The sequence below is a fragment of the Streptococcus parasanguinis genome (assembly GCF_964238605.1).
GTDB lineage: Bacteria > Bacillota > Bacilli > Lactobacillales > Streptococcaceae > Streptococcus > Streptococcus parasanguinis_AJ.
The window spans coordinates 54,172-76,403 of record NZ_CAXSMM010000009.1 but is presented as its reverse complement, the minus strand read 5'-3'; the positions used below and the strand labels follow the sequence as shown (position 1 = coordinate 76,403).

The following is a 22,232-nucleotide window of genomic DNA, read 5'->3' as shown; positions in this document are numbered from 1 at the left end:
TATGAGTAAACAGAATGAAATTTTAGCTACGATTGAAACATTTCTTAAAGATCGCAATGGGGAAAATTTTCAAGTATCCTTGGAATCAGATTTACGCAAGGATTTACAGGCGGACTCTGTTGAGTTGATGGAATTTATTATCAATCTTGAGGATGAATATCAAATGGAGATTCCAGATAAGGCCATTGATGAATTTAACACAGTGGGAGACGTTGTCGACTATATCGAAAAACGAACTGCTGTCCATTAATTGAAAAAGGATCGTTCAGAGATTATTCTGAATGGTCTTTTTTTCTGTTCTTTTCATTCGGATTCTGCTTATATTGTACGGAATTTTATTGAAAATACACTTTGTATGTGATAGAATGAAGGTGATAAAATACGAAAGGCGAACAAAGTCATGACCAATCAACTGATTTATACTGGAAAAGCTAAGGATATCTATACTACTGAGGACGAACATGTGATTAAGTCGGTCTATAAGGACCAGGCCACTATGCTAAATGGGGCTCGTAAGGAGACTATTAAAGGAAAAGGTGTGCTAAATAATCAGATTTCGTCTCTTATTTTTGAAAAATTGAATGCTGCGGGTGTTGCGACGCACTTTATCGAACGTATCTCTGATACCGAACAATTGAATAAGAAGGTTAAAATTATTCCTTTGGAGGTGGTTCTTCGAAACGTGACTGCAGGTTCTTTCTCAAAACGGTTTGGCGTTGAAGAAGGTTTGGACTTGAAAACTCCAATCGTTGAATTTTACTATAAAAACGATGATTTGGATGACCCATTTATCAATGATGAGCATGTCAAGTTCTTGGATATTGCCAATGATGAACAAATTGCTTATATCAAGGAAGAAACACGTCGCATCAATGAATTGTTGAAAGATTGGTTTGCACAAATTGGTCTTCGTTTGATCGATTTTAAACTGGAATTTGGTTTTGATAAGGATGGCAAGATCATCTTGGCAGATGAATTCTCTCCAGATAACTGCCGCCTTTGGGACGCTGAAGGGCACCATATGGACAAGGATGTTTTCCGTAGGGACTTGGGCAGTTTGACAGATGTTTATGAAGTTGTATTGGAAAAATTGCAAGCCTTGAAGTAATCATTTTGAAACGGAAAACCTTCGTCTTCGATAACATGTTTGAATAGAAATAAAGGAAATAAAATGGATAAACGTATTTTCGTTGAGAAAAAAGCTGATTTTCGTGTGAAATCGGACTCTTTAGTAAAAGAATTGCAGCATAATCTTCAGTTGAAAACGTTGAAGGATCTTCGGATTGTTCAGGTTTACGATGTTTTTGGTTTGGCAGAGGACTTGTTTGCGCGTGCGGAAAAACACATCTTCTCTGAGCAAGTGACCGATACTGTTTTGGATGAAGCTACGGTTCAGGCTGATCTTGAGAAATATGCTTTCTTTGCGATCGAAAGCTTGCCTGGTCAATTTGACCAACGTGCAGCATCTTCACAAGAAGCTTTGCTTTTGCTTGGTAGTTCAAATGATGTAACAGTGAACACAGCACAACTTTACTTGGTTAACAAGGATATTGATGCGAATGAGTTGGAAGCTGTCAAAAACTACCTTTTGAACCCAGTGGATTCTCGTTTCAAAGATATCACTGTTGGCATTGCGAAACAGGATTTCTCTGAGTCTGACAAGACCATTCCAAGCTTGGATTTCTTTGAAACATATACGGCAGAAGATTTTGCACAGTATAAGGCTGAGCAAGGATTGGCCATGGAAGTGGATGACCTTCTCTTCATTCAAGATTACTTCAAATCCATTGGACGGGTGCCAACTGAGACTGAGTTGAAGGTTTTGGATACTTACTGGTCTGACCACTGCCGTCATACAACTTTCGAGACTGAGTTGAAAAACATCGACTTCTCAGCTTCTAAATTTGAAAAACAATTGCAAGCGACTTATGACAAGTATATTGCCATGCGTGATGAGTTGGGACGTACAGAAAAACCTCAAACTTTGATGGATATGGCGACTATTTTTGGCCGTTATGAGCGTGCCAATGGTCGTTTGGATGACATGGAAGTGTCTGATGAAATCAATGCCTGCTCTGTTGAAATTGAAGTGGATGTCAATGGTGTCAAAGAACCATGGCTTCTCATGTTCAAGAACGAAACGCACAACCACCCAACGGAGATCGAACCATTTGGTGGAGCGGCTACTTGTATCGGTGGTGCCATTCGTGACCCATTGTCAGGGCGTTCCTACGTTTACCAAGCCATGCGTATCTCAGGTGCTGGTGATATTACAGCTCCAATTTCAGAAACTCGCGCTGGTAAATTGCCACAACAAGTGATTTCTAAAACAGCGGCTCACGGTTATTCTTCATATGGGAACCAAATTGGTCTTGCCACAACTTATGTTCGTGAATACTTCCACCCAGGTTTCGTTGCTAAGCGTATGGAGCTAGGTGCAGTTGTCGGTGCGGCTCCTAAGGAAAATGTGGTTCGTGAAAAACCTGAAGCAGGTGATGTGATTATCTTGCTTGGTGGTAAGACTGGACGTGACGGTGTCGGTGGTGCGACAGGCTCTTCTAAAGTTCAAACGGTTGAATCTGTTGAAACAGCTGGTGCTGAGGTTCAAAAAGGGAATGCCATCGAAGAACGTAAGATTCAACGTCTTTTCCGTAATGGGGAAGTGACCCGTCTGATCAAGAAATCAAATGACTTTGGTGCTGGTGGTGTCTGTGTGGCGATCGGTGAATTGGCAGATGGTCTTGAAATTGATCTAGACAAAGTGCCATTGAAATACCAAGGTTTGAACGGTACAGAAATTGCTATCTCAGAATCTCAAGAACGGATGGCTGTAGTGGTTCGTCCAGAAGATGTAGAAGCTTTCGTTGCTGAATGTAACAAAGAAAATATTGATGCTGTTGTCGTTGCGACAGTAACTGAAAAACCAAATCTTGTCATGCACTGGAATGGTGAAACAATCGTTGATTTGGAACGTCGTTTCCTTGATACAAACGGTGTACGTGTGGTTGTAGATGCTAAGGTGGTTGACAAGGATGTCAAGCTTCCCGAAGAACGTCAAACATCTGCTGAAACCCTTGAAGCGGATACTCTTGAAGTCTTGGCTGACTTGAACCATACTAGTCAAAAAGGTTTACAAACCATCTTTGATAGCTCAGTTGGTCGTTCAACAGTCAATCACCCACTTGGTGGTCGCTACCAAATCACACCAACAGAAGCTTCTGTACAGAAATTGCCAGTCCAACATGGCGTGACAACAACTGCATCTGTTATGGCGCAAGGATTCAACCCTTATATCGCCGAATGGTCTCCATATCATGGCGCTGCTTATGCAGTCATCGAAGCAACAGCTCGTTTGGTTGCTGCTGGTGCAAACTGGTCTAAGGCTCGTTTCTCTTATCAAGAATATTTCGAGCGGATGGATAAACAAGCAGAGCGCTTTGGTCAACCAGTATCAGCTCTTCTTGGATCAATCGAAGCTCAGATTCAACTTGGTTTGCCATCTATCGGTGGGAAAGACTCGATGTCTGGTACCTTTGAAGAATTGACAGTACCACCAACCTTGGTTGCTTTTGGTGTCACAACTGCGGATAGCCGTAAGGTTCTTTCTCCAGAATTCAAAGCTGCTGGTGAAAATATCTATTACATCCCAGGTCAAGCTTTGGCACAAGAAATTGATTTTGATCTCATCAAGTCGAACTTTGCTCAATTTGAAGCTATCCAAGCTGACCACAAAGTGACAGCTGCATCAGCTGTTAAATATGGTGGTGTGGTTGAAGCTCTTGCCCTTGCAACATTTGGGAACCATATCGGAGCAAACGTCGAATTAGCTGACCTTGACACTAGCTTGACAGCCCAATTAGGTGGATTCGTCTTCACATCGCCTGAAGAAATTGCAGGTGTTGCTAAGATCGGACAAACAGTAGCTGACTTTACACTTACTGTCAATGGTGTAACGCTTGATGGACACAAACTTGACAGTGCCTTCCAAGGTAAATTGGAAGAAGTTTATCCAACGGAATTTGCACAAGCAACTGAGTTGGAAGAAGTACCTGCTGTAGCAACAAATGCTGTGATTAAAGCTAAAGAAACAGTTGACACACCAGTGGTTTACATCCCGGTATTCCCAGGTACCAACTCAGAATATGACTCCGCTAAGGCCTTTGAAAAAGAAGGTGCAAAAGTCAACTTGGTACCATTTGTCACACTGAATGAAGAAGCGATTGTCAAATCTGTTGACACTATGGTTGACAACATCGAAAAAGGTAACATTATCTTCTTTGCAGGTGGCTTCTCAGCAGCGGATGAACCTGATGGATCCGCTAAATTCATCGTGAACATCTTGCTCAATGAAAAAGTACGTGCAGCCATTGATAGCTTCATCGAACGTGGTGGTTTGATTATTGGTATCTGTAATGGATTCCAAGCTCTTGTTAAATCAGGTCTTCTTCCATATGGTAACTTTGAAGATGCGAGCAGCACGAGTCCAACTCTCTTCTACAATGATGCCAACCAACACGTGGCTAAGATGGTTGAAACACGGATTGCCAACACCAACTCACCATGGCTTGCCGGAGTAGAAGTTGGTGACATCCATGCCATCCCTGTATCACACGGTGAAGGTAAATTTGTCGTGACAGCTGAGGAATTTGCAGAGCTTCGTGACAATGGTCAAATCTTTACCCAATATGTTGACTTCGAAGGGAAACCAAGCATGGATTCAAAATACAATCCAAATGGTTCTGTCCATGCGATCGAAGGTATTACCAGCAAGAACGGTCAAATCATCGGGAAAATGGGTCACTCAGAACGTTTCGAAGACGGTCTCTTCCAAAATATTCCAGGAAATAAAGATCAACATCTCTTTGCATCAGCGGTTCAATACTTTACTGGAAAATAAAAGGTATACAAAATGACATACGAAGTTAAATCTCTTAATGAAGAATGTGGTATTTTTGGGATCTGGGGACACCCAGATGCTGCAAAACTGACTTATTTCGGATTACACAGTCTTCAACACCGTGGTCAAGAAGGGGCGGGGATCCTTTCGAATGATGCGGGTCAATTAAAACGGTATCGTGATACAGGTCTTCTCTCAGAAGTGTTTCGAAATCCTGCTAACTTGGATAAGTTAACAGGAACGGGAGCGATTGGCCATGTTCGCTATGCGACAGCTGGGGAAGCTTCGGTGGATAACATCCAGCCCTTCCTCTTTCGCTTTCATGATACCCAGTTTGGACTGGCCCACAATGGGAATTTGACCAATGCCAAGTCCCTCAAACGGGAGTTGGAAAATAACGGGGCGATCTTTAGCTCAACTTCTGATTCAGAAATCTTGGCCCACCTGATTCGTCGGAGCCACAACCCATCCTTCATGGGTAAGGTGAAAGAAGCCTTGAATACGGTGAAAGGTGGATTTGCTTACCTTCTCATGCTGGAAGATAAGCTGATTGCGGCCTTGGATCCAAATGGTTTCCGTCCTCTTTCGATTGGGAAAATGGCCAATGGAGCTATCGTGGTTTCATCTGAAACCTGTGCCTTTGAAGTGGTTGGTGCTGAGTGGATCCGCGATGTGAATCCAGGTGAAGTTGTGATCATCGATGATAACGGCATCACTTACGATAACTATACAACGGACACCCAATTGGCTGTTTGTTCGATGGAGTATATCTACTTTGCCCGCCCGGACTCCAATATTCAAGGGGTCAATGTCCATACAGCTCGTAAACGTATGGGGGCTCAATTGGCACGTGAATTTAAACATGAAGCAGATATTGTGGTCGGTGTACCTAACTCTTCACTTAGTGCAGCTATGGGATTTGCGGAAGAATCCGGCCTACCAAATGAAATGGGCTTGATTAAAAACCAATACACCCAACGGACCTTTATTCAACCGACACAAGAATTACGTGAGCAAGGGGTTCGGATGAAGCTCTCTGCCGTATCCGGTGTCGTGAAAGGCAAACGGGTTGTCATGATCGATGATTCTATCGTACGTGGGACAACATCACGTCGAATTGTGAAGTTATTGAAAGAAGCAGGAGCTACAGAGGTCCACGTAGCAATCGGTAGCCCAGCCCTTGCCTACCCATGTTTCTACGGGATCGATATTCAAACACGTAAGGAATTGATTGCTGCCAATCATACAGTAGAGGAAACACGCGATATTATTGGTGCAGATAGCTTGACGTATTTGTCAATCGATGGCTTGATTGATTCTATTGGAATTGATACAGATGCCCCCAATGGCGGTCTTTGTGTGGCTTACTTTGATGGAAAATATCCAACGCCTTTGTATGATTATGAAGAACGCTATGTGGAAAGTTTGAAAGAACATACTTCTTTTTATTAAGAGCAGTGCAAAAGAAAAGGAATGAAACAAATGACAAATAAAAATGCGTATGCACAGTCTGGTGTGGATGTTGAAGCGGGTTATGAAGTTGTTGAACGGATCAAAAAACATGTGGCTCGTACGGAACGTGCAGGTGTTATGGGAGCTCTCGGTGGCTTCGGTGGTATGTTCGACCTTTCAAAAACAGGTGTCAAAGAGCCCGTTTTGATCTCAGGTACAGATGGTGTCGGTACTAAACTCATGCTGGCTATTAAGTACGACAAACACGATACGATCGGTCAAGACTGTGTGGCCATGTGTGTTAACGATATCATCGCTGCAGGTGCTGAGCCCCTTTACTTCCTTGACTATATCGCAACTGGTAAAAATGAACCAGCTAAATTGGAACAGGTCGTTGCTGGTGTTGCAGAAGGTTGTGTGCAGGCTGGTGCAGCCCTTATCGGTGGGGAAACAGCTGAAATGCCTGGTATGTATGGTGAAGATGACTATGATTTGGCCGGGTTTGCTGTCGGTGTTGCAGAAAAATCTCAAATCATCGACGGTTCAAAAGTAGCTGAAGGGGATGTGATTCTTGGACTTGCTTCAAGCGGTATCCACTCAAATGGTTACTCACTTGTTCGTCGTGTCTTTGCGGACTATACAGGTGAAGAAGTTCTCCCAGAATTGGAAGGGAAGAAACTCAAAGACGTTCTTTTGGAACCAACTCGTATCTACGTCAAAGCAGCATTGCCACTCATCAAAGAAGAATTGGTCAACGGAATTGCCCACATCACAGGTGGTGGTTTCATCGAAAATGTACCACGTATGTTCTCAGATGACTTAGCTGCTGAAATTGACGAAAGTAAAGTGCCAGTTCTTCCAATTTTCAAAGCCCTTGAAAAATATGGCCAAATCAAACATGAAGAAATGTTTGAAATCTTCAACATGGGGATTGGTCTTATGCTTGCAGTGAAACCAGAAAATGTTGAACGTGTCAAAGAAGTTCTTAACGAACCTGTTTATGAAATCGGTCGGATTGTGAAGAAAGATGGCGCAAGTGTGGTGATTAAATAATGGTGCTATCACCATTTTATACGGAGAAATTGTAGAAAGGAATGTTTAGTTAGCAAGCCTAACTGAACACGGGACTCATTTTCTAGGAAAAAAGAGAAATCATTTTGTGGGCAAGCACCCAGCAATGATTTCCTATTTTTCTACGAAACTGTTCGGCTAGCCGAAACGTCCCTTTGTATCGAATATGAAAATTGCTGTTTTTGCCTCTGGCAACGGCTCAAACTTTCAGGTGATTGCGGAACAATTTCCAGTAGAATTTGTCTTTTCAGATCACCGGGATGCCTACGTCTTAGAACGTGCCAAAAATCTTGGTGTGGTGAGTCATGCCTTTGAACTCAAGGAATTTGACAATAAAGCATCTTATGAAGAAGCTATCGTCAAACTTTTGGATGAGCACCAGATTGACCTAGTTTGTTTGGCGGGTTATATGAAAATCGTTGGTCCAACCTTGCTAGCAGCTTATGAAGGCCGTATCATCAATATTCATCCGGCTTATCTCCCTGAATTTCCAGGTGCTCATGGTATTGAGGATGCTTGGAATGCGGGCGTTGCTGAGAGCGGTGTGACCATTCACTGGGTGGATTCGGGCGTTGATACCGGAAAGGTCATCAAACAAGTCCGTGTCCCACGCCTTGAAGGTGATACCCTTGATACTTTCGAAACTCGCATCCATGAAACAGAGTACAAGCTCTATCCAGAAGTCTTGGAACGTTTGGGAGTAGCACGAAAATAAGGAAGCCATTGATCGGAAAAAACATTTTCGACTGTAGCTGATAAAGAACTTTTTTAAAAAAGGAAAAGAAAGAAAATGACTAAACGCGCACTAATTAGTGTTTCAGACAAAGCGGGCATTGTTGAATTTGCCCAAGAACTCAAAAAACTCGGTTGGGACATTATCTCAACAGGTGGTACTAAAGTTGCCCTTGATAATGCTGGAGTAGACACTATTGCCATTGACGATGTGACTGGTTTCCCAGAAATGATGGACGGTCGTGTGAAGACTCTCCACCCAAATATCCACGGTGGTCTCCTCGCTCGTCGTGACCTCGATAGCCACCTAGAGGCTGCTAAGGACAACAAGATTGAATTGATCGACCTTGTGGTGGTAAACCTTTACCCATTCAAGGAAACCATCCTTAAACCAGACGTGACTTACGCGGATGCGGTTGAAAATATCGATATTGGTGGGCCATCTATGCTTCGTTCAGCAGCTAAAAACCACGCTAGCGTAACAGTTGTGGTAGACCCTGCTGACTATGTTGTGGTTTTGGACGAATTGGCAGCCAACGGCGAAACAAGTTACGAAACTCGCCAACGTTTGGCAGCGAAAGTCTTCCGCCACACAGCAGCCTATGATGCTTTGATCGCAGAATACTTCACTGCTCAAGTGGGTGAAGAAAAACCTGAAAAACTCACATTGACTTATGATCTTAAGCAACCAATGCGTTACGGTGAAAACCCTCAACAAGACGCAGACTTCTATCAAAAAGCTTTGCCAACGGATTACTCCATTGCATCCGCTAAACAGCTGAACGGGAAAGAATTATCCTTCAACAATATCCGTGACGCTGATGCCGCTATCCGGATCATCCGTGATTTCAAAGACCGTCCAACCGTTGTGGCTCTCAAACACATGAATCCATGTGGGATCGGTCAAGCAGATGACATCGAGACTGCTTGGGACTATGCGTATGAGTCTGATCCAGTATCCATCTTTGGTGGAATCGTGGTTCTCAACCGTGAAGTAGACGCTGCGACAGCTCAAAAAATGCACGGTGTCTTCCTTGAAATCATCATTGCACCAAGCTATACAGATGAAGCGCTTGAAATCTTGACTACCAAGAAGAAAAACTTGCGGATTCTTGAGCTACCGTTTGATGCTCAAGATGCCAGTGAAGTGGAAGCAGAATACACTGGTGTTGTTGGCGGCCTTCTCGTTCAAAACCAAGACGTGGTGAAAGAAAGTCCAGCTGACTGGCAAGTGGTGACCAAGCGTCAACCAACGGAGACAGAAGCAACAGCTCTTGAGTTTGCTTGGAAAGCCATCAAGTATGTCAAATCAAATGGAATTATCGTGACTAATGACCACATGACACTTGGTGTTGGCCCTGGTCAAACAAACCGTGTGGCTTCAGTTCGTATTGCTATTGACCAAGCTAAAGACCGTCTTGACGGCGCTGTTCTTGCGTCAGATGCCTTCTTCCCATTTGCGGATAACGTGGAAGAAATCGCCAAAGCAGGGATTAAAGCGATCATCCAGCCGGGTGGATCAGTCCGTGACCAAGAGTCAATCGAAGCGGCTGATAAATACGGCTTGACCATGATCTTCACAGGCGTGAGACATTTTAGACATTAATCAAAAAAGGCACTCATTCAGCGATGAGTGTCTTTTCTGCTAGTTAAGAAGACCTTAATCTGGGTAGATATAGGTGACGGTCCCCCAGATGGGGTTGGTTGGATCGAACCAACCGCGGAAGTTGTCGATATAGCGATGGCCGTTGTAGTTAGCCTCCTGGATCTGAATTTTTTGGTCATGTTCAACGTCTGTAACCAAGGCGACATGGCCATATCCCCCATTGTCCCAACAGGCGATGGCACCGACCTCTGGGATGTCTCCTGTCCGGAATCCCGCAGCGCGTGCACTAGCTGCCCACATACCACCGTTTCCCCACCAATTGTGGGCCCAAGGGGCTAATTCTTTGGCTCCCCAGGTGCACTCACCAATGGGGTAGGTGTTTCCCGGGTGTGTTGCGAGTGGAGTGAGCTTTGACTTTGCCTTTTCCACTTGAAATGTAGTGGGGAATAGTCCTTTTAGTTGTCCCTGGCTTTTCTGGTAGACGTGGAGATGAAATAGCCTGCTTCCCTTGTGTTTTTGAGCCTGAAAGCGCAGTTGGAAATGTCCAGGTGCTATCTTCTTTGCGGGATACCAGACCAGATCATCCTGCCCATTTTCTTCAGACCAGATGGGGAAGACAATTTCGTCAACGTCTTCGAATAACTTCAGGTCTACCTCGAATTCTTGTGAGGAGATGGGTGTAATCGTGATTTTTGGCTGGGAAGAAGCCAGGTCTTTTTGCTGGACGCTGGTCGTGAGAGGGTAAAGACCGGTTAACTGTTCATTTGCCTCCATCCCATAGACATGAACATGATAAAGTCCAGCTTGATCAGAATGGTTGGTCAATGGCATTTGTAGATTAAATCCAGTGTCACTTCGCTCCACAGGATACCAAATCAGGTCATCTTGGCCATTTTGGTCAGACCAGATGGGAACTTGGATCTTATGATACTTATCCGGGACATTTCCAAGATGAATCATCAGCTGCCCTTTTTCGGCATAGATAGCATTGGTCGCTTGATCTGCATGAGCAAAAGAGGTTTGCATCCCCCATGTCGCACAAGTCAGTACGATAATTTTTTTGATCGTTTGCATAATACTCCTTTTCGTCAATTAGTAGGTCTCACCTATACTATTCGGAAAAAAATGAGAAATAGGAGAAAATAGCAAAAAATGTTTGGATTCTACTGAAAATAGGAGACTTTTGCTGAAATCATTAGAATAAAACGAACGATTATGATATAATTTAATAAAATAATTCGCAAAAGAGGTTCAAGATGAAACTTTTGGTTGTTGGTTCTGGTGGTCGTGAACATGCGATTGCCAAGAAATTATTGGAGTCTAAGGACGTTGAGCAGGTTTTTGTGGCTCCTGGTAATGACGGGATGCGATTAGATGGTCTAGATTTGATCAATATCGGAATTTCCGAACATTCTAAGCTGATTGACTTCGCAAAAGTCAATGATATTGCCTGGACCTTTATCGGTCCAGATGATGCCCTTGCGGCTGGAATCGTGGATGATTTCAATGCGAATGGTCTCAAAGCATTTGGTCCAACCAAGGCTGCGGCTGAACTGGAGTGGTCCAAGGATTTTGCTAAGGAAATCATGGTCAAATATGATGTTCCGACAGCAGCCTATGGCACATTTTCAGATTTCGAGGAAGCCAAGGCTTATATCGAGGAAAAAGGCGCTCCAATCGTCGTCAAGGCAGACGGCTTGGCCCTTGGTAAAGGTGTCATCGTTGCTGAGACAGTCGAGCAAGCAGTAGAAGCCGCTCAGGAGATGCTTTTGGACAATAAATTCGGTGACTCAGGTGCGCGTGTGGTCATCGAGGAATTCCTTGACGGGGAAGAGTTCTCTCTCTTTGCCTTTGTCAATGGGGACAAGTTCTACATCATGCCAACAGCTCAGGACCACAAACGTGCCTACGATGGTGACAAGGGTCCTAACACTGGTGGGATGGGTGCCTATGCGCCAGTTCCTCACTTGCCACAGAGCGTGGTTGACACAGCGGTTGACACCATTGTCAAGCCAGTCCTTGAAGGTATGATCAAAGAAGGTCGTCCATATCTTGGTGTCCTTTACGCGGGGCTTATCTTGACAGCTGATGGACCGAAAGTCATCGAGTTCAACTCTCGTTTCGGCGATCCTGAAACGCAAATCATCTTGCCACGGTTGACATCTGACTTTGCGCAAAATATCACGGATATTTTGGATGGCAAAGAGCCGGCCATCACTTGGACGGATAAGGGTGTGACACTAGGTGTGGTTGTAGCCTCAAACGGCTACCCACTGGCTTATGAGAAGGGTGTCAAGCTTCCAGCCAAGACAGAAGGCGACATCATCACTTACTATGCTGGTGCCAAATTTGCTGAAAATGGCCAAGACCTCCTCTCAAACGGCGGACGTGTCTACATGCTCGTCACAACAGCAGATACCGTCAAAGACGGTCAAAACATCATCTACAAGGAACTCAACAAACAAAACACCGAAGGCTTGTTCTATCGTACGGATATCGGTAGCAAGGCGAATAAATAAAACTCTTTGAAAATCTTCGATTGACTGTGTTAAAGCTCCTTGATGAACTTTAGTTCTATCTTCGTCGCTTTGCCTTGTCACTCTATGATTTTCTTCGAGTTTTCGAATATCAATGCTATATTAGGCGATGAAGTCGCCAAACACGTTAATGGTCGCCGTGGTGAAAAGACCAGAACAGCATCTGTTCTGGTCGGGGGAAACTTTGAGACCTTAGGCTCAAAGTTTAGGAATGAAACCGAAGGTTTGCTTCCGTCCCCACCACCTAAGACCATTATCAAAAAAAGAAAAAGGATTAAAAATGAAACCAGTAATTTCCATCATCATGGGCTCAAAATCCGACTGGGCAACCATGCAAAAAGCTGCTGAAGTTCTCGACAACTTCGGCGTCGCTTACGAAAAGAAAGTTGTTTCCGCACACCGTACACCGGACCTCATGTTCAAACATGCCGAAGAAGCACGTAGTCGTGGTATCAAGGTTATCATTGCAGGTGCTGGTGGCGCTGCTCACTTGCCAGGTATGGTTGCTGCTAAAACAACTCTTCCAGTCATCGGTGTGCCAGTCAAATCACGTGCTCTTAGCGGTGTAGATTCGCTCTATTCTATCGTTCAGATGCCAGGTGGTGTACCTGTTGCAACTATGGCGATCGGTGAAGCTGGTGCGACTAATGCAGCCCTCTTTGCCCTCCGTCTCCTCTCAGTAGAGGACCAGGCTATTGCGACAGCTTTGGCGGATTTCGCTGAAGAACAAGGAAAAATTGCAGAGGAGTCTACAAATGAGCTCAACTAAAACCATTGGGATCATCGGTGGTGGCCAGCTCGGTCAGATGATGGCGATCTCAGCTATCTACATGGGACACAAGGTTATTGCATTGGATCCAGCAGCTGATTGCCCAGCCTCTCGTGTGGCAGAAATCATCGTGGCCCCTTACGACGACGTAGATGCTCTTCGTCAGTTGGCAGACCGCTGTGATGTTCTCACTTATGAATTTGAAAATGTCGATGCTGACGGTTTGGATGCTGTTATCAAAGAAGGACAGCTCCCTCAAGGGACTGACCTACTTCGCATCTCCCAAAACCGGATCTTTGAGAAGGACTTTCTTTCCAAGAAGGCACAAGTCACTGTGGCACCTTACAAGGTCATGACCTCAAGCCAAGATTTGGCAGATATCGACCTGTCTAAAAACTATGTCCTCAAAACCGCGACCGGTGGTTACGATGGCCATGGTCAGAAGGTTATTCGTTCAGAAGCAGATTTAGAAGAAGCATATGCGTTAGCTGATTCGGCAGACTGCGTTTTAGAAGAATTTGTCAACTTTGACCTTGAAATTTCTGTCATCGTATCTGGAAATGGAAAGGACGTGACAGTCTTCCCTGTTCAGGAAAATATCCACCGCAACAACATTCTTTCAAAAACCATTGTGCCTGCTCGCATTTCAGAAAGTCTAGCTGAAAAAGCCAAAGCGATGGCAGTGCGAATCGCAGAACAACTGAACCTTTCTGGAACTCTTTGCGTGGAAATGTTTGCGACAGCTGATGACATCATCGTCAACGAAATCGCGCCTCGCCCACACAATTCAGGGCATTATTCGATTGAAGCTTGTGACTTCTCCCAGTTTGATACTCATATCTTGGGCGTTCTCGGAGCACCACTTCCAGCAATTCACCTTCATGCACCAGCTGTCATGCTCAATGTACTCGGCCAACACGTCGAGGTTGCTGAAACATATGTGACAGAAAATCCAAGCGCTCACCTCCACTTATATGGTAAACTAGAAGCAAAGCACAACCGCAAGATGGGACATGTGACTTTGTTTAGTGATATGCCTGATAAGGTTGAGGAATTTGGGAAAGGGATTGATTTTTAAGTGAAAATAGCGATTCTAGGACTTGGAGTCATCGGGACCACTTATGCCTACGCCTTCCAAAAAGCAGGCCATCAAGTGGAACACGTACTGAGAGATAGTAAGAAAAGCACTGCTCCGAAGGAGTTGTCGGTTGATCTACTAGATGGTCGCTATCATTCCAAAGGTGAAAATAAACACGACACCTATGAGGTTCATGTGGCAGAAGCTGATTCAGAATATGATTTTATTTTTCTGAGTGTGCGACATGGGTTTGTCAAAGAAGCTGTGGAGACCTTGCGAAAAAATAACATCAAAGGTACCCTTGTTTTCTTCTGCAATTTCTGGGATACTCGAAAAGAGGTCCAAGAGTGGGCAGGGGATTACGACTATATTCTGGCCTTTCCGACAGCTGGAGGTCACATGCAGGAGGACCATTTGGATGGTGTCTTGTTTGACCATTTAATGCTAGAAGCTGAGCAAAAAGCACACATTTCTAACTATGCTGATCTGACGACTTTGCTGACTTCTGCAGATTTGAAGTGGGAAGTGCCTCATGATATGGTCGAGTGGATTTGGATTCACATGGCGATTAATGCGGGTGTTACTTCGACAGCTGCGCGTTCGGGAAATCTGGAAAATCCAGAAGAATTGGCTCTGAACTTGATGAATAGTTCTTCGGAATTATCATTAGCTATCAAGGCCATTCGAGAAGCTTTGAAAGTTGTAGAAGCGCGTGGTGTGAATTTGAAACTTTATAAGGCAGAACTCTTACCCTACAAAATTCCCGCTTGGATAGCCGGCAAAGCCATGAAAGTTATGTTTGCGAAAAATGAGCTAACCCGAAAAATCATGACCTTACACAATGATAAACAGGACATCTTCTATTGTTGTCAAAGTGTTTATCAGACTGGTCAGGAGTTAGGTGTGAAGATGCCTATTCTGGAAGCAAATATGAAGGGCATTTCGATTTAGGAGGTTTTTATGATTCAACTTATCGTCAACGCATTTGTTGAAAAAGAGAAGACTGGAGCAGTCGTCGAAGTCTTATATGCTAGTAGCGATCACGAAAAAGTGAAAGCTAAGTATGAAGAGCTGACTGCTCAATACCCTGAAAACTATTTAGCTATCTATGATGTCCCACTGGATACGGATTTGAATACACTCGATCACTATCCATCTGTGTGGATTGGGAAAGAAGAATTTGAGTAAAGCGACAGTCGGTTGCTAACTGATGTGAAACATCAAAAGAAAGGAAAATAATAATATGATCGAACGTTACTCTCGCCCAGAAATGGCGAACATTTGGACTGAAGAAAATAAATACCGTGCTTGGCTTGAGGTGGAAATCTTGGCTGATGAGGCATGGGCTGAGTTGGGAGAAATCCCTAAGGAAGATGTGGCTTTGATCCGTGAAAAAGCGGATTTTGACATCGACCGTATTCTTGAAATCGAGCAGGAGACTCGCCACGATGTGGTGGCCTTCACACGTGCGGTTTCTGAGACTCTTGGTGAAGAGCGCAAGTGGGTTCACTATGGTTTGACATCTACTGACGTGGTAGATACGGCCTATGGTTACCTCTATAAACAAGCTAACGACATCATCCGCAAGGACCTTGAAAACTTCCTCAACATCATCGCTGACAAAGCGAAAGAGCACAAGTTCACTATCATGATGGGTCGGACCCACGGTGTGCATGCGGAGCCGACAACTTTTGGTCTTAAATTGGCAACTTGGTACAGCGAAATGAAACGTAACATCGAGCGTTTCGAGCATGCGGCTGCTGGTGTGGAAGCTGGTAAAATCTCTGGTGCGGTTGGTAACTTTGCCAATATCCCACCATTCGTTGAAAAATACGTCTGCGGTAAATTGGGTATCCGTGCTCAAGAAATCTCTACACAGGTCCTTCCTCGTGACCTTCACGCTGAGTACTTTGCAGTTCTTGCTAGCATCGCAACATCTATCGAACGTATGGCAACTGAAATCCGCGGTTTGCAAAAATCTGAACAACGTGAAGTGGAAGAGTTCTTTGCTAAAGGTCAAAAAGGCTCTTCAGCCATGCCTCACAAACGCAATCCAATCGGTTCTGAAAACATGACAGGTCTTGCGCGTGTGATCCGTGGTCACATGGTCACAGCTTACGAAAATGTGTCACTCTGGCATGAGCGTGATATCTCTCACTCATCAGCTGAGCGGATCATCGCACCAGACACAACCATCTTGATTGACTACATGCTCAACCGTTTCGGAAACATCGTTAAGAACTTGACAGTCTTCCCAGAAAACATGATTCGCAACATGAACTCTACATTTGGTTTGATCTTCAGCCAACGTGCCATGTTGACTTTGATTGAAAAAGGGATGACACGTGAGCAAGCTTACGACCTTGTTCAACCGAAGACTGCCCAATCATGGGATAACCAAGTAGACTTCAAACCACTTCTTGAAGCAGATCCAGAAGTAACTTCACGTCTCACTCAAGAAGAAATCGACGAAATCTTCAACCCAACTTACTACACCAAACGGGTGGATGAAATCTTCGAACGCATCGGTTTGGGTGACTAATCGCAACGAAAAAGGGAATTTGAAAAATAGACGAAAAGAAGCAGAGGAATCTGCTTCTTTTTTAAACTTTTTATAGCTAAACTATCACTAATTATATATATTTTTAAAGAGGTCTTTAGAAATCGTTTTCAACGTGCTATACTGGAGCTATAAAAAAGACCGAGATGTCTCAGTCTTTTTGGTTCTTAGTGATCGCGGTCACAGGAGATGAACTTGATCTTGTAGTAGTCACCGCGTTTATAGGTTTCCGTGTATTCAAGGATTTGGCCAGTAGCTTCTAACTTGGTCGTCTTCACTTGTTTGACCGTTGGGAAATTTTCGTCGATCTTCAATACTTTAGCAACCTTGCTTGGTGTAGGAAAGACGATTTCGTTGACTTCTTCGAAGTGCTCATCATTCATATGAATGTGATAGTCTTCTTTGAAGCGATCATAGATAGAGCTGTAATATTCCAAATTTGGATAGTTTGGATTGATGTATTGTTCAGGAACATAGGTTTGGTGGAAGATATAGGTATCATCCCCTGTCTGGCGAGTCCGTTCGATCTTATAGTAGAATTGCGTTGGGTTGAGGCCTAGTTTGTCTAGGATGCTCAAGGTATTTCCACGTTTAATAGAGAGAACTTTGACTTTGGCCTTTTGGATTGGGAAGGTTTCAACATCTGAAAATTCAACCAGTTTGTGTTTTCGAGCACGAGAAACAAAGGTTCCTTTTCCTTGCTGGCGGACAATGTAGCCATCAGCAGCGAGGTCGTTCAAAGCACGGACAACGGTGATAGAGCTGACATCATAAATTTTAATGAGTTCAGCTTCAGTATAAAATTTATCTCCATTTTCAAATTTTCCGGAGATAATTTGCTGCTTCAATTCATCTTTGATGTGTTGGTACTTTGGAATTGCCATAGTGCTACCTCTCTTTAGATTTCTCTTATTTAACCCTATTTTAACATATTTTTTATAAAAGTGTTGACATTTTTTAAATAATTTATTATATTAATAAATGAAAAGGGTTACATATAAGAAAGGGGGGCGTTTATGGGAGTTTTTGAGATTCGCGATGCTTTCTATTTAAAAGATCAACCCTTCAAGATTTTATCCGGAGCGATCCATTATTTCCGAATTGACCCAGCAGACTGGTATCATTCCTTGTATAATCTAAAGGCTTTGGGTTTTAACACGGTTGAGACCTATGTCCCTTGGAATGCGCATGAACCCCGCAAAGGGGAGTTTGACTTTAGTGGTCGATTGGATCTAGAGCGTTTCATTCAAACAGCCCAGTCCCTAGGACTTTACATGATTGTAAGGCCGTCGCCCTTTATCTGTGCAGAGTGGGAATTTGGTGGATTACCAGCCTGGCTCTTGGAAGAAGACCTGCGAATCCGCTCATCTGACCCAGCCTTTATCGAAGCAGTGGATCGTTATTATGATCGCTTGCTTGGCTTGTTGATACCCTACCAAGTGGATCAGGGTGGTCCAATCCTCATGATGCAGGTGGAAAATGAGTATGGCTCTTATGGAGAGGATAAGGATTATCTTCGTGCCATTCGGGATTTGATGAAGGAAAAAGGCGTGACCTGTCCCCTCTTTACATCAGATGGACCATGGCGAGCAACGCTAAGAACAGGAACCCTGATTGAAGAAGACCTCTTCGTGACGGGAAACTTCGGTTCCAAAGCAGCCTATAACTTTGGTCAAATGAAAGAATTCTTTGACGAATACGGCAAAAAATGGCCTTTGATGTGTATGGAATTCTGGGATGGCTGGTTTACCCGCTGGAAAGAACCTGTGATTCAAAGGGATCCAGAAGAGTTGGCAGAAGCTGTCCATGAGGTCTTGGAGCTCGGCTCCATCAATCTCTACATGTTTCATGGCGGGACCAATTTCGGCTTTATGAATGGTTGCTCAGCTCGGGGAACGCTCGATTTGCCACAGGTGACGTCCTATGACTATGGGGCTTTGCTCAATGAGCAGGGCAATCCGACGGAGAAGTATTATGCTATTCAAAAAATGATGGCGACCTATTATCCGGAATACCCACAGCAGGAACCGCTCATCAAAGAGTGTTTGCCAGAACAAACCTTGCAATTGGCAGCCAAGACTAGTCTTTTTGGAAATCTGGACAATCTGGCTCAGGTTGAGACCAGCCTTTATCCTGAAAAGATGGAAGAGTTGGGGCAAACCACAGGTTATCTCCTATATGAGACAGACCTTGAGTTGGATGCGGAAGAAGAAAGACTGCGCATCATTGATGGTCGGGATCGGGTACAGATTTACCTGGATGATCAACATGTAGCAACGCAATACCAAACAGAGATCGGTGAAGATCTTTTTATCAAAGGAAAAAAGAAAGCGGTTACGAATTTAAAAATCTTGCTTGAGAATATGGGACGTGTCAACTACGGGCACAAGCTCTTAGCTGATAGCCAGCACAAGGGCATTCGCACAGGTGTCTGTGTAGATTTGCACTTCCATCTTCATTGGAAGCAGTACCCACTGGATTTACAAGATCTCAGTCAGCTCGATTTTTCAAAGGAATGGCAGGCAGGTGCTCCAGCATTTTACCGATATGATTTTCAGCTGGACCACACCCTTGATACTTATCTGGATATGACAGGATTTGGGAAAGGGGTCGTCTTTGTCAATGGCCATAACCTTGGCCGCTTCTGGGAGGTCGGACCGACCACTTCACTTTACGTGCCTCATGGTTTCCTCAAAGAAGGAGCCAATAGCCTGATCGTCTTTGAGACAGAAGGGCGTTACCAAGAGACACTTCAACTTGTTCAACAACCTACATTCAAAGAAGTAAAGGGGGAAAACTTATGACTATTGTAGGATGCCGTATCGATGGACGTTTGATCCACGGGCAGGTAGCCAATCTTTGGACTACCAAACTAAATGTTTCACGTATCATGGTGATCGATGATGAAGTCGCTCAAAATGATATCGAAAAAAGTGGCTTGAAACTAGCGACACCACCTGGTGTTAAGCTTAGTATCTTGCCAGTCGCAAAGGCTGCGGAAAATATCTTGGCTGGAAAATATGATAGCCAACGACTCTTTATCGTAGCTCGCAAACCTGACCGCTTCCTAGGCTTGGTAGAAGCAGGTGTGCCACTTGAAACCTTAAACGTAGGGAACATGTCTCAATCTGATGAGACGCGTGCGATTACCCGCTCGATCAACGTAGTGGATGCCGATGTGGAAGCTTTCCACAAGCTAGCTGAAAAAGGAGTTAAGCTAACTGCTCAAATGGTTCCAAATGATCCAGTTCAAGACTTCTTGAAGTTGCTCAAATAGTTTATAAATAAAAAAGAAAATTTTTAGGAGGAAATTGTCATGATACAATGGTGGCAAATTTTACTACTTACTTTGTACTCAGCTTATCAAATCTGTGATGAGTTGACGATTGTTTCATCAGCAGGATCACCAGTCTTTGCTGGTTTCATTACAGGACTTGTTATGGGAGATTTAAAGACAGGTCTATTTATCGGAGCTTCTCTTCAATTGACAGTGCTCGGTGTTGGTACTTTCGGTGGTGCTTCTCGTATTGACGCCACTTCTGGTGCCGTTCTTGCGACTGCCTTCTCAGTAGCGAAAGGGATTGATCCAGAGCTTGCTATTGCTACAATCGCTGTGCCGGTAGCAACTTTGTTGACCTACTTTGATATTCTTGGTCGTATGACTACAACTTACTTCGCTCACCGTGTAGATGCTGCAATCGACCGCTTTGACTACAAAGGTATCGAACGCAACTACCTTCTTGGAGCGATTCCTTGGGCTCTTTCTCGTGCCCTTCCGGTCTTCTTCGCTCTTGCTTTTGGTGGATCTTTCGTAGAAACTGTTGTTACAGGTCTTGCTAATGTACAATGGTTGGCAAACGGTCTGAAACTTGCAGGTCAAATGCTTCCAGGTCTTGGATTTGCGATCTTGCTTCGTTACCTTCCTGTTCGTCGTAACCTTCACTACTTAGCACTTGGCTTTGGCTTAACAGCAATGTTGACAGTGCTTTATAGCAATGTTCAAAGCCTTGGTGCTGCAGTGTCTAGCATTGTTGGTTCTGAAGTGTTCGCTAAACTTCCAAAAGAACAAGCTATTACTTTTGTTAACAACTTCAAGAGTGTATCTATGATTGGTATTGCCATTATCGGTATCTTCCTTGCAGTACAACACTTCAAAAACAGTCAACGTACAGTCGTAGCTGCTCCAGCAAGCAATGTAGAAAGCGGGGAAATTGAAGATGACGAATTCTAATTACAAACTAACAAAAGAAGATTTTAAACAAATCAACAAACGTAGCCTCTTCACCTTCCAATTGGGTTGGAACTACGAACGGATGCAGGCTTCTGGTTACCTTTATATGCTTTTACCTCAGTTGCGTAAAATGTATGGTGATGGCACTCCAGAATTGAAAGAAATGATGAAATTGCATACGCAATTCTTCAATACTTCACCATTCTTCCACACCATTATCACTGGTTTTGACCTTGCTTTGGAAGAAAAAGATGGTGTCAAATCAAAAGATGCGGTGAACGGGATCAAGACAGGTCTCATGGGACCATTCGCTCCTCTTGGGGACTCTATCTTTGGATCTTTGGTACCAGCTATTATGGGTTCAATCGCAGCAACTTTGGCTATTGCAGGAAACCCAGCCGGTATCTTCTTGTGGATCGCTGTGGCAGTTGCTTATGACATTTTCCGTTGGAAACAGTTGGAATTTGCCTATAAAGAAGGGGTTAACCTCATCAACAACATGCAAAGTACCTTGACAGCTTTGATCGACGCAGCTTCTGTACTTGGTATCTTCATGGTTGGTGCCTTGATTGCTAGCATGATTGGTGTTGAAGTTTCTTGGGCTCCACACATTGGGGACAAAGCGATTGAAATTCAAGATATGCTCAATTTGATCTTCCCACGTTTGGTACCAGCTATCATCACAGGTGTGATCTACTGGTTGCTTGGACGTAAGGGTATGAACTCTACAAAAGCTATCTTGCTCATCATCCTTGCAGCAATCGCATTCTCAGCATTTGGCCACTTCTTCTTTGGAATGGCATAATGGAGTAAGGTATGGCAAAAGAGTTAGTATTGGTCAGTCATGGTCGCTTCTGTGAAGAGCTTAAAGCTAGCACAGAGATGATTATGGGACCACAAGAATCCATCCATACGGTTGCACTCTTACCAGAAGAAGGACCAGAAGACTTTACTGCTAAATTTGAAGCAACAGTCCAAGGTCTAGAAGACTATATTGTATTTGCCGATCTCTTGGGAGGAACTCCTTGCAACACCGTGAGCCGCTTGATCCTTGAAGGACGTGCGATTGACTTATACGCAGGGATGAATCTTCCGATGGTCATCGAGTTCATCAATAGTAGCCTGACTGGTAATGAAGGGGACTACCCTGAACGTGCAAAAGAAAGTATTGTCAAGGTCAATGACCTCTTGTCAAACCTTGATGATGATGAAGATGAGTAGGTTGGTATGGGAGTCTGGGAGCATCATCTCAGGCTCCTTTCCCATTTATCAACGTTAGATTGTAGAAAGGAACAACAG

The 22,232-nt window shown here is 44.0% G+C and carries 20 protein-coding genes; 18 read left to right on the top strand and 2 right to left on the bottom strand.

All coding sequences use genetic code 11. The features are described from left to right. Nucleotide 1: 1 nt before the first annotated feature. The 7 genes from ACESR9_RS07700 to purH all read left to right on the top strand — a co-directional run bounded on the left by ACESR9_RS07700 (nucleotide 2) and on the right by purH (nucleotide 9,758). Nucleotides 2-250, top strand: coding sequence for an acyl carrier protein (locus tag ACESR9_RS07700; RefSeq protein ID WP_013904385.1), 249 nt, complete (start codon nucleotides 2-4; stop codon nucleotides 248-250). Nucleotides 251-400: 150 nt separating this feature from the next. After that, nucleotides 401-1,108, top strand: a complete 708-nt coding sequence (purC, locus tag ACESR9_RS07695; protein ID WP_373106232.1) for a phosphoribosylaminoimidazolesuccinocarboxamide synthase — start codon at nucleotides 401-403, stop codon at nucleotides 1,106-1,108. Nucleotides 1,109-1,171: 63 nt separating this feature from the next. Further along, on the top strand, nucleotides 1,172-4,897 hold the full coding sequence (locus ACESR9_RS07690) for a phosphoribosylformylglycinamidine synthase (RefSeq protein WP_373106231.1): 3,726 nt from the start codon (nucleotides 1,172-1,174) through the stop codon (nucleotides 4,895-4,897). Nucleotides 4,898-4,909: 12 nt separating this feature from the next. Next, nucleotides 4,910-6,349, top strand: a complete 1,440-nt coding sequence (gene purF, locus ACESR9_RS07685) for an amidophosphoribosyltransferase (protein WP_003009289.1) — start codon at nucleotides 4,910-4,912, stop codon at nucleotides 6,347-6,349. A gap of 30 nt (nucleotides 6,350-6,379) precedes the next feature. Beyond that, complete coding sequence (gene purM / locus ACESR9_RS07680) at nucleotides 6,380-7,402, top strand: phosphoribosylformylglycinamidine cyclo-ligase (RefSeq protein ID WP_373106239.1); 1,023 nt, start codon at nucleotides 6,380-6,382, stop codon at nucleotides 7,400-7,402. A gap of 184 nt (nucleotides 7,403-7,586) precedes the next feature. Further along, the gene (purN, locus tag ACESR9_RS07675; RefSeq protein WP_373106230.1) at nucleotides 7,587-8,135 is read left to right on the top strand and encodes a phosphoribosylglycinamide formyltransferase; all 549 of its coding nucleotides are present in this window, start codon (nucleotides 7,587-7,589) and stop codon (nucleotides 8,133-8,135) included. A gap of 75 nt (nucleotides 8,136-8,210) precedes the next feature. Beyond that, nucleotides 8,211-9,758 carry a bifunctional phosphoribosylaminoimidazolecarboxamide formyltransferase/IMP cyclohydrolase gene (gene purH, locus ACESR9_RS07670; RefSeq protein ID WP_373106229.1) on the top strand — a complete coding sequence of 516 codons (1,548 nt, stop codon included), beginning with the start codon at nucleotides 8,211-8,213 and terminating at the stop codon, nucleotides 9,756-9,758. A gap of 54 nt (nucleotides 9,759-9,812) precedes the next feature. On the opposite strand, the gene ACESR9_RS07665 is transcribed toward purH, so the two are convergent. Beyond that, nucleotides 9,813-10,832 (bottom strand): GBS Bsp-like repeat-containing protein, encoded by a 1,020-nt coding sequence (locus ACESR9_RS07665; protein ID WP_373106228.1) that lies wholly within the window; start codon nucleotides 10,830-10,832, stop codon nucleotides 9,813-9,815. Between the two features lie 182 nt (nucleotides 10,833-11,014). On the opposite strand from ACESR9_RS07665, the gene purD reads away from it, so the two are divergent. The 6 genes from purD to purB all read left to right on the top strand — a co-directional run bounded on the left by purD (nucleotide 11,015) and on the right by purB (nucleotide 16,684). After that, the gene (gene purD, locus ACESR9_RS07660; RefSeq protein WP_373106227.1) at nucleotides 11,015-12,277 is read left to right on the top strand and encodes a phosphoribosylamine--glycine ligase; all 1,263 of its coding nucleotides are present in this window, start codon (nucleotides 11,015-11,017) and stop codon (nucleotides 12,275-12,277) included. Nucleotides 12,278-12,575: 298 nt separating this feature from the next. Further along, complete coding sequence (gene purE, locus ACESR9_RS07655; protein ID WP_003015335.1) at nucleotides 12,576-13,064, top strand: 5-(carboxyamino)imidazole ribonucleotide mutase; 489 nt, start codon at nucleotides 12,576-12,578, stop codon at nucleotides 13,062-13,064. Continuing rightward, entirely contained in the window at nucleotides 13,051-14,142 is a 1,092-nt protein-coding gene (gene purK / locus ACESR9_RS07650; RefSeq protein WP_373106226.1) for a 5-(carboxyamino)imidazole ribonucleotide synthase, read from the top strand. The genes purE and purK overlap by 14 nt, the downstream gene beginning before the upstream one ends. Next, nucleotides 14,143-15,093: a ketopantoate reductase family protein gene (locus ACESR9_RS07645; RefSeq protein ID WP_373106225.1), complete on the top strand. Its 951-nt coding sequence runs from the start codon at nucleotides 14,143-14,145 to the stop codon at nucleotides 15,091-15,093. Nucleotides 15,094-15,102: 9 nt separating this feature from the next. After that, nucleotides 15,103-15,330 (top strand): hypothetical protein, encoded by a 228-nt coding sequence (locus tag ACESR9_RS07640; protein ID WP_045760093.1) that lies wholly within the window; start codon nucleotides 15,103-15,105, stop codon nucleotides 15,328-15,330. Between the two features lie 55 nt (nucleotides 15,331-15,385). Then, nucleotides 15,386-16,684, top strand: coding sequence for an adenylosuccinate lyase (purB, locus tag ACESR9_RS07635; RefSeq protein WP_373106224.1), 1,299 nt, complete (start codon nucleotides 15,386-15,388; stop codon nucleotides 16,682-16,684). 185 nt (nucleotides 16,685-16,869) lie between these two features. Here purB and ACESR9_RS07630 read toward each other — a convergent pair whose 3' ends face one another. Further along, complete coding sequence (locus ACESR9_RS07630; protein ID WP_049472675.1) at nucleotides 16,870-17,586, bottom strand: GntR family transcriptional regulator; 717 nt, start codon at nucleotides 17,584-17,586, stop codon at nucleotides 16,870-16,872. Nucleotides 17,587-17,718: 132 nt separating this feature from the next. On the opposite strand from ACESR9_RS07630, the gene ACESR9_RS07625 reads away from it, so the two are divergent. Genes ACESR9_RS07625 through ACESR9_RS07605 form a run of 5 tightly spaced genes read left to right on the top strand, consistent with a single transcriptional unit; the run spans nucleotide 17,719 to nucleotide 22,154 of the window. Beyond that, the gene (locus ACESR9_RS07625; RefSeq protein WP_373106223.1) at nucleotides 17,719-19,506 is read left to right on the top strand and encodes a glycoside hydrolase family 35 protein; all 1,788 of its coding nucleotides are present in this window, start codon (nucleotides 17,719-17,721) and stop codon (nucleotides 19,504-19,506) included. Further along, nucleotides 19,503-19,979, top strand: coding sequence for a PTS sugar transporter subunit IIB (locus tag ACESR9_RS07620; RefSeq protein ID WP_373106222.1), 477 nt, complete (start codon nucleotides 19,503-19,505; stop codon nucleotides 19,977-19,979). The genes ACESR9_RS07625 and ACESR9_RS07620 overlap by 4 nt, the downstream gene beginning before the upstream one ends. A gap of 39 nt (nucleotides 19,980-20,018) precedes the next feature. Beyond that, complete coding sequence (locus tag ACESR9_RS07615; RefSeq protein WP_373106221.1) at nucleotides 20,019-20,933, top strand: PTS mannose/fructose/sorbose/N-acetylgalactosamine transporter subunit IIC; 915 nt, start codon at nucleotides 20,019-20,021, stop codon at nucleotides 20,931-20,933. Then, the gene (locus ACESR9_RS07610; RefSeq protein ID WP_195623704.1) at nucleotides 20,920-21,738 is read left to right on the top strand and encodes a PTS system mannose/fructose/sorbose family transporter subunit IID; all 819 of its coding nucleotides are present in this window, start codon (nucleotides 20,920-20,922) and stop codon (nucleotides 21,736-21,738) included. The genes ACESR9_RS07615 and ACESR9_RS07610 overlap by 14 nt, the downstream gene beginning before the upstream one ends. A gap of 11 nt (nucleotides 21,739-21,749) precedes the next feature. Continuing rightward, nucleotides 21,750-22,154 carry a PTS sugar transporter subunit IIA gene (locus ACESR9_RS07605; protein ID WP_003002366.1) on the top strand — a complete coding sequence of 135 codons (405 nt, stop codon included), beginning with the start codon at nucleotides 21,750-21,752 and terminating at the stop codon, nucleotides 22,152-22,154. Nucleotides 22,155-22,232: the final 78 nt, after the last annotated feature.

What these genes read in the sequence shown, in the direction of transcription:
- purD (WP_373106227.1), top strand. Translation starts at nt 11,015, where the DNA reads ATGAAACTTTTGGTTGTTGGTTCTGGTGGTCGTGAACATGCGATTGCC.
- ACESR9_RS07605 (WP_003002366.1), top strand. Translation starts at nt 21,750, where the DNA reads ATGGCAAAAGAGTTAGTATTGGTCAGTCATGGTCGCTTCTGTGAAGAG.
- purM (WP_373106239.1), top strand. Translation starts at nt 6,380, where the DNA reads ATGACAAATAAAAATGCGTATGCACAGTCTGGTGTGGATGTTGAAGCG.
- ACESR9_RS07620 (WP_373106222.1), top strand. Translation starts at nt 19,503, where the DNA reads ATGACTATTGTAGGATGCCGTATCGATGGACGTTTGATCCACGGGCAG.
- purB (WP_373106224.1), top strand. Translation starts at nt 15,386, where the DNA reads ATGATCGAACGTTACTCTCGCCCAGAAATGGCGAACATTTGGACTGAA.
- ACESR9_RS07615 (WP_373106221.1), top strand. Translation starts at nt 20,019, where the DNA reads ATGATACAATGGTGGCAAATTTTACTACTTACTTTGTACTCAGCTTAT.
- ACESR9_RS07690 (WP_373106231.1), top strand. Translation starts at nt 1,172, where the DNA reads ATGGATAAACGTATTTTCGTTGAGAAAAAAGCTGATTTTCGTGTGAAA.
- purF (WP_003009289.1), top strand. Translation starts at nt 4,910, where the DNA reads ATGACATACGAAGTTAAATCTCTTAATGAAGAATGTGGTATTTTTGGG.
- purC (WP_373106232.1), top strand. Translation starts at nt 401, where the DNA reads ATGACCAATCAACTGATTTATACTGGAAAAGCTAAGGATATCTATACT.
- purK (WP_373106226.1), top strand. Translation starts at nt 13,051, where the DNA reads ATGAGCTCAACTAAAACCATTGGGATCATCGGTGGTGGCCAGCTCGGT.
- ACESR9_RS07625 (WP_373106223.1), top strand. Translation starts at nt 17,719, where the DNA reads ATGGGAGTTTTTGAGATTCGCGATGCTTTCTATTTAAAAGATCAACCC.
- ACESR9_RS07640 (WP_045760093.1), top strand. Translation starts at nt 15,103, where the DNA reads ATGATTCAACTTATCGTCAACGCATTTGTTGAAAAAGAGAAGACTGGA.
- ACESR9_RS07700 (WP_013904385.1), top strand. Translation starts at nt 2, where the DNA reads ATGAGTAAACAGAATGAAATTTTAGCTACGATTGAAACATTTCTTAAA.
- purE (WP_003015335.1), top strand. Translation starts at nt 12,576, where the DNA reads ATGAAACCAGTAATTTCCATCATCATGGGCTCAAAATCCGACTGGGCA.
- ACESR9_RS07630 (WP_049472675.1), bottom strand. Translation starts at nt 17,586, where the DNA reads ATGGCAATTCCAAAGTACCAACACATCAAAGATGAATTGAAGCAGCAA.
- ACESR9_RS07665 (WP_373106228.1), bottom strand. Translation starts at nt 10,832, where the DNA reads ATGCAAACGATCAAAAAAATTATCGTACTGACTTGTGCGACATGGGGG.
- purH (WP_373106229.1), top strand. Translation starts at nt 8,211, where the DNA reads ATGACTAAACGCGCACTAATTAGTGTTTCAGACAAAGCGGGCATTGTT.
- purN (WP_373106230.1), top strand. Translation starts at nt 7,587, where the DNA reads ATGAAAATTGCTGTTTTTGCCTCTGGCAACGGCTCAAACTTTCAGGTG.
- ACESR9_RS07610 (WP_195623704.1), top strand. Translation starts at nt 20,920, where the DNA reads ATGACGAATTCTAATTACAAACTAACAAAAGAAGATTTTAAACAAATC.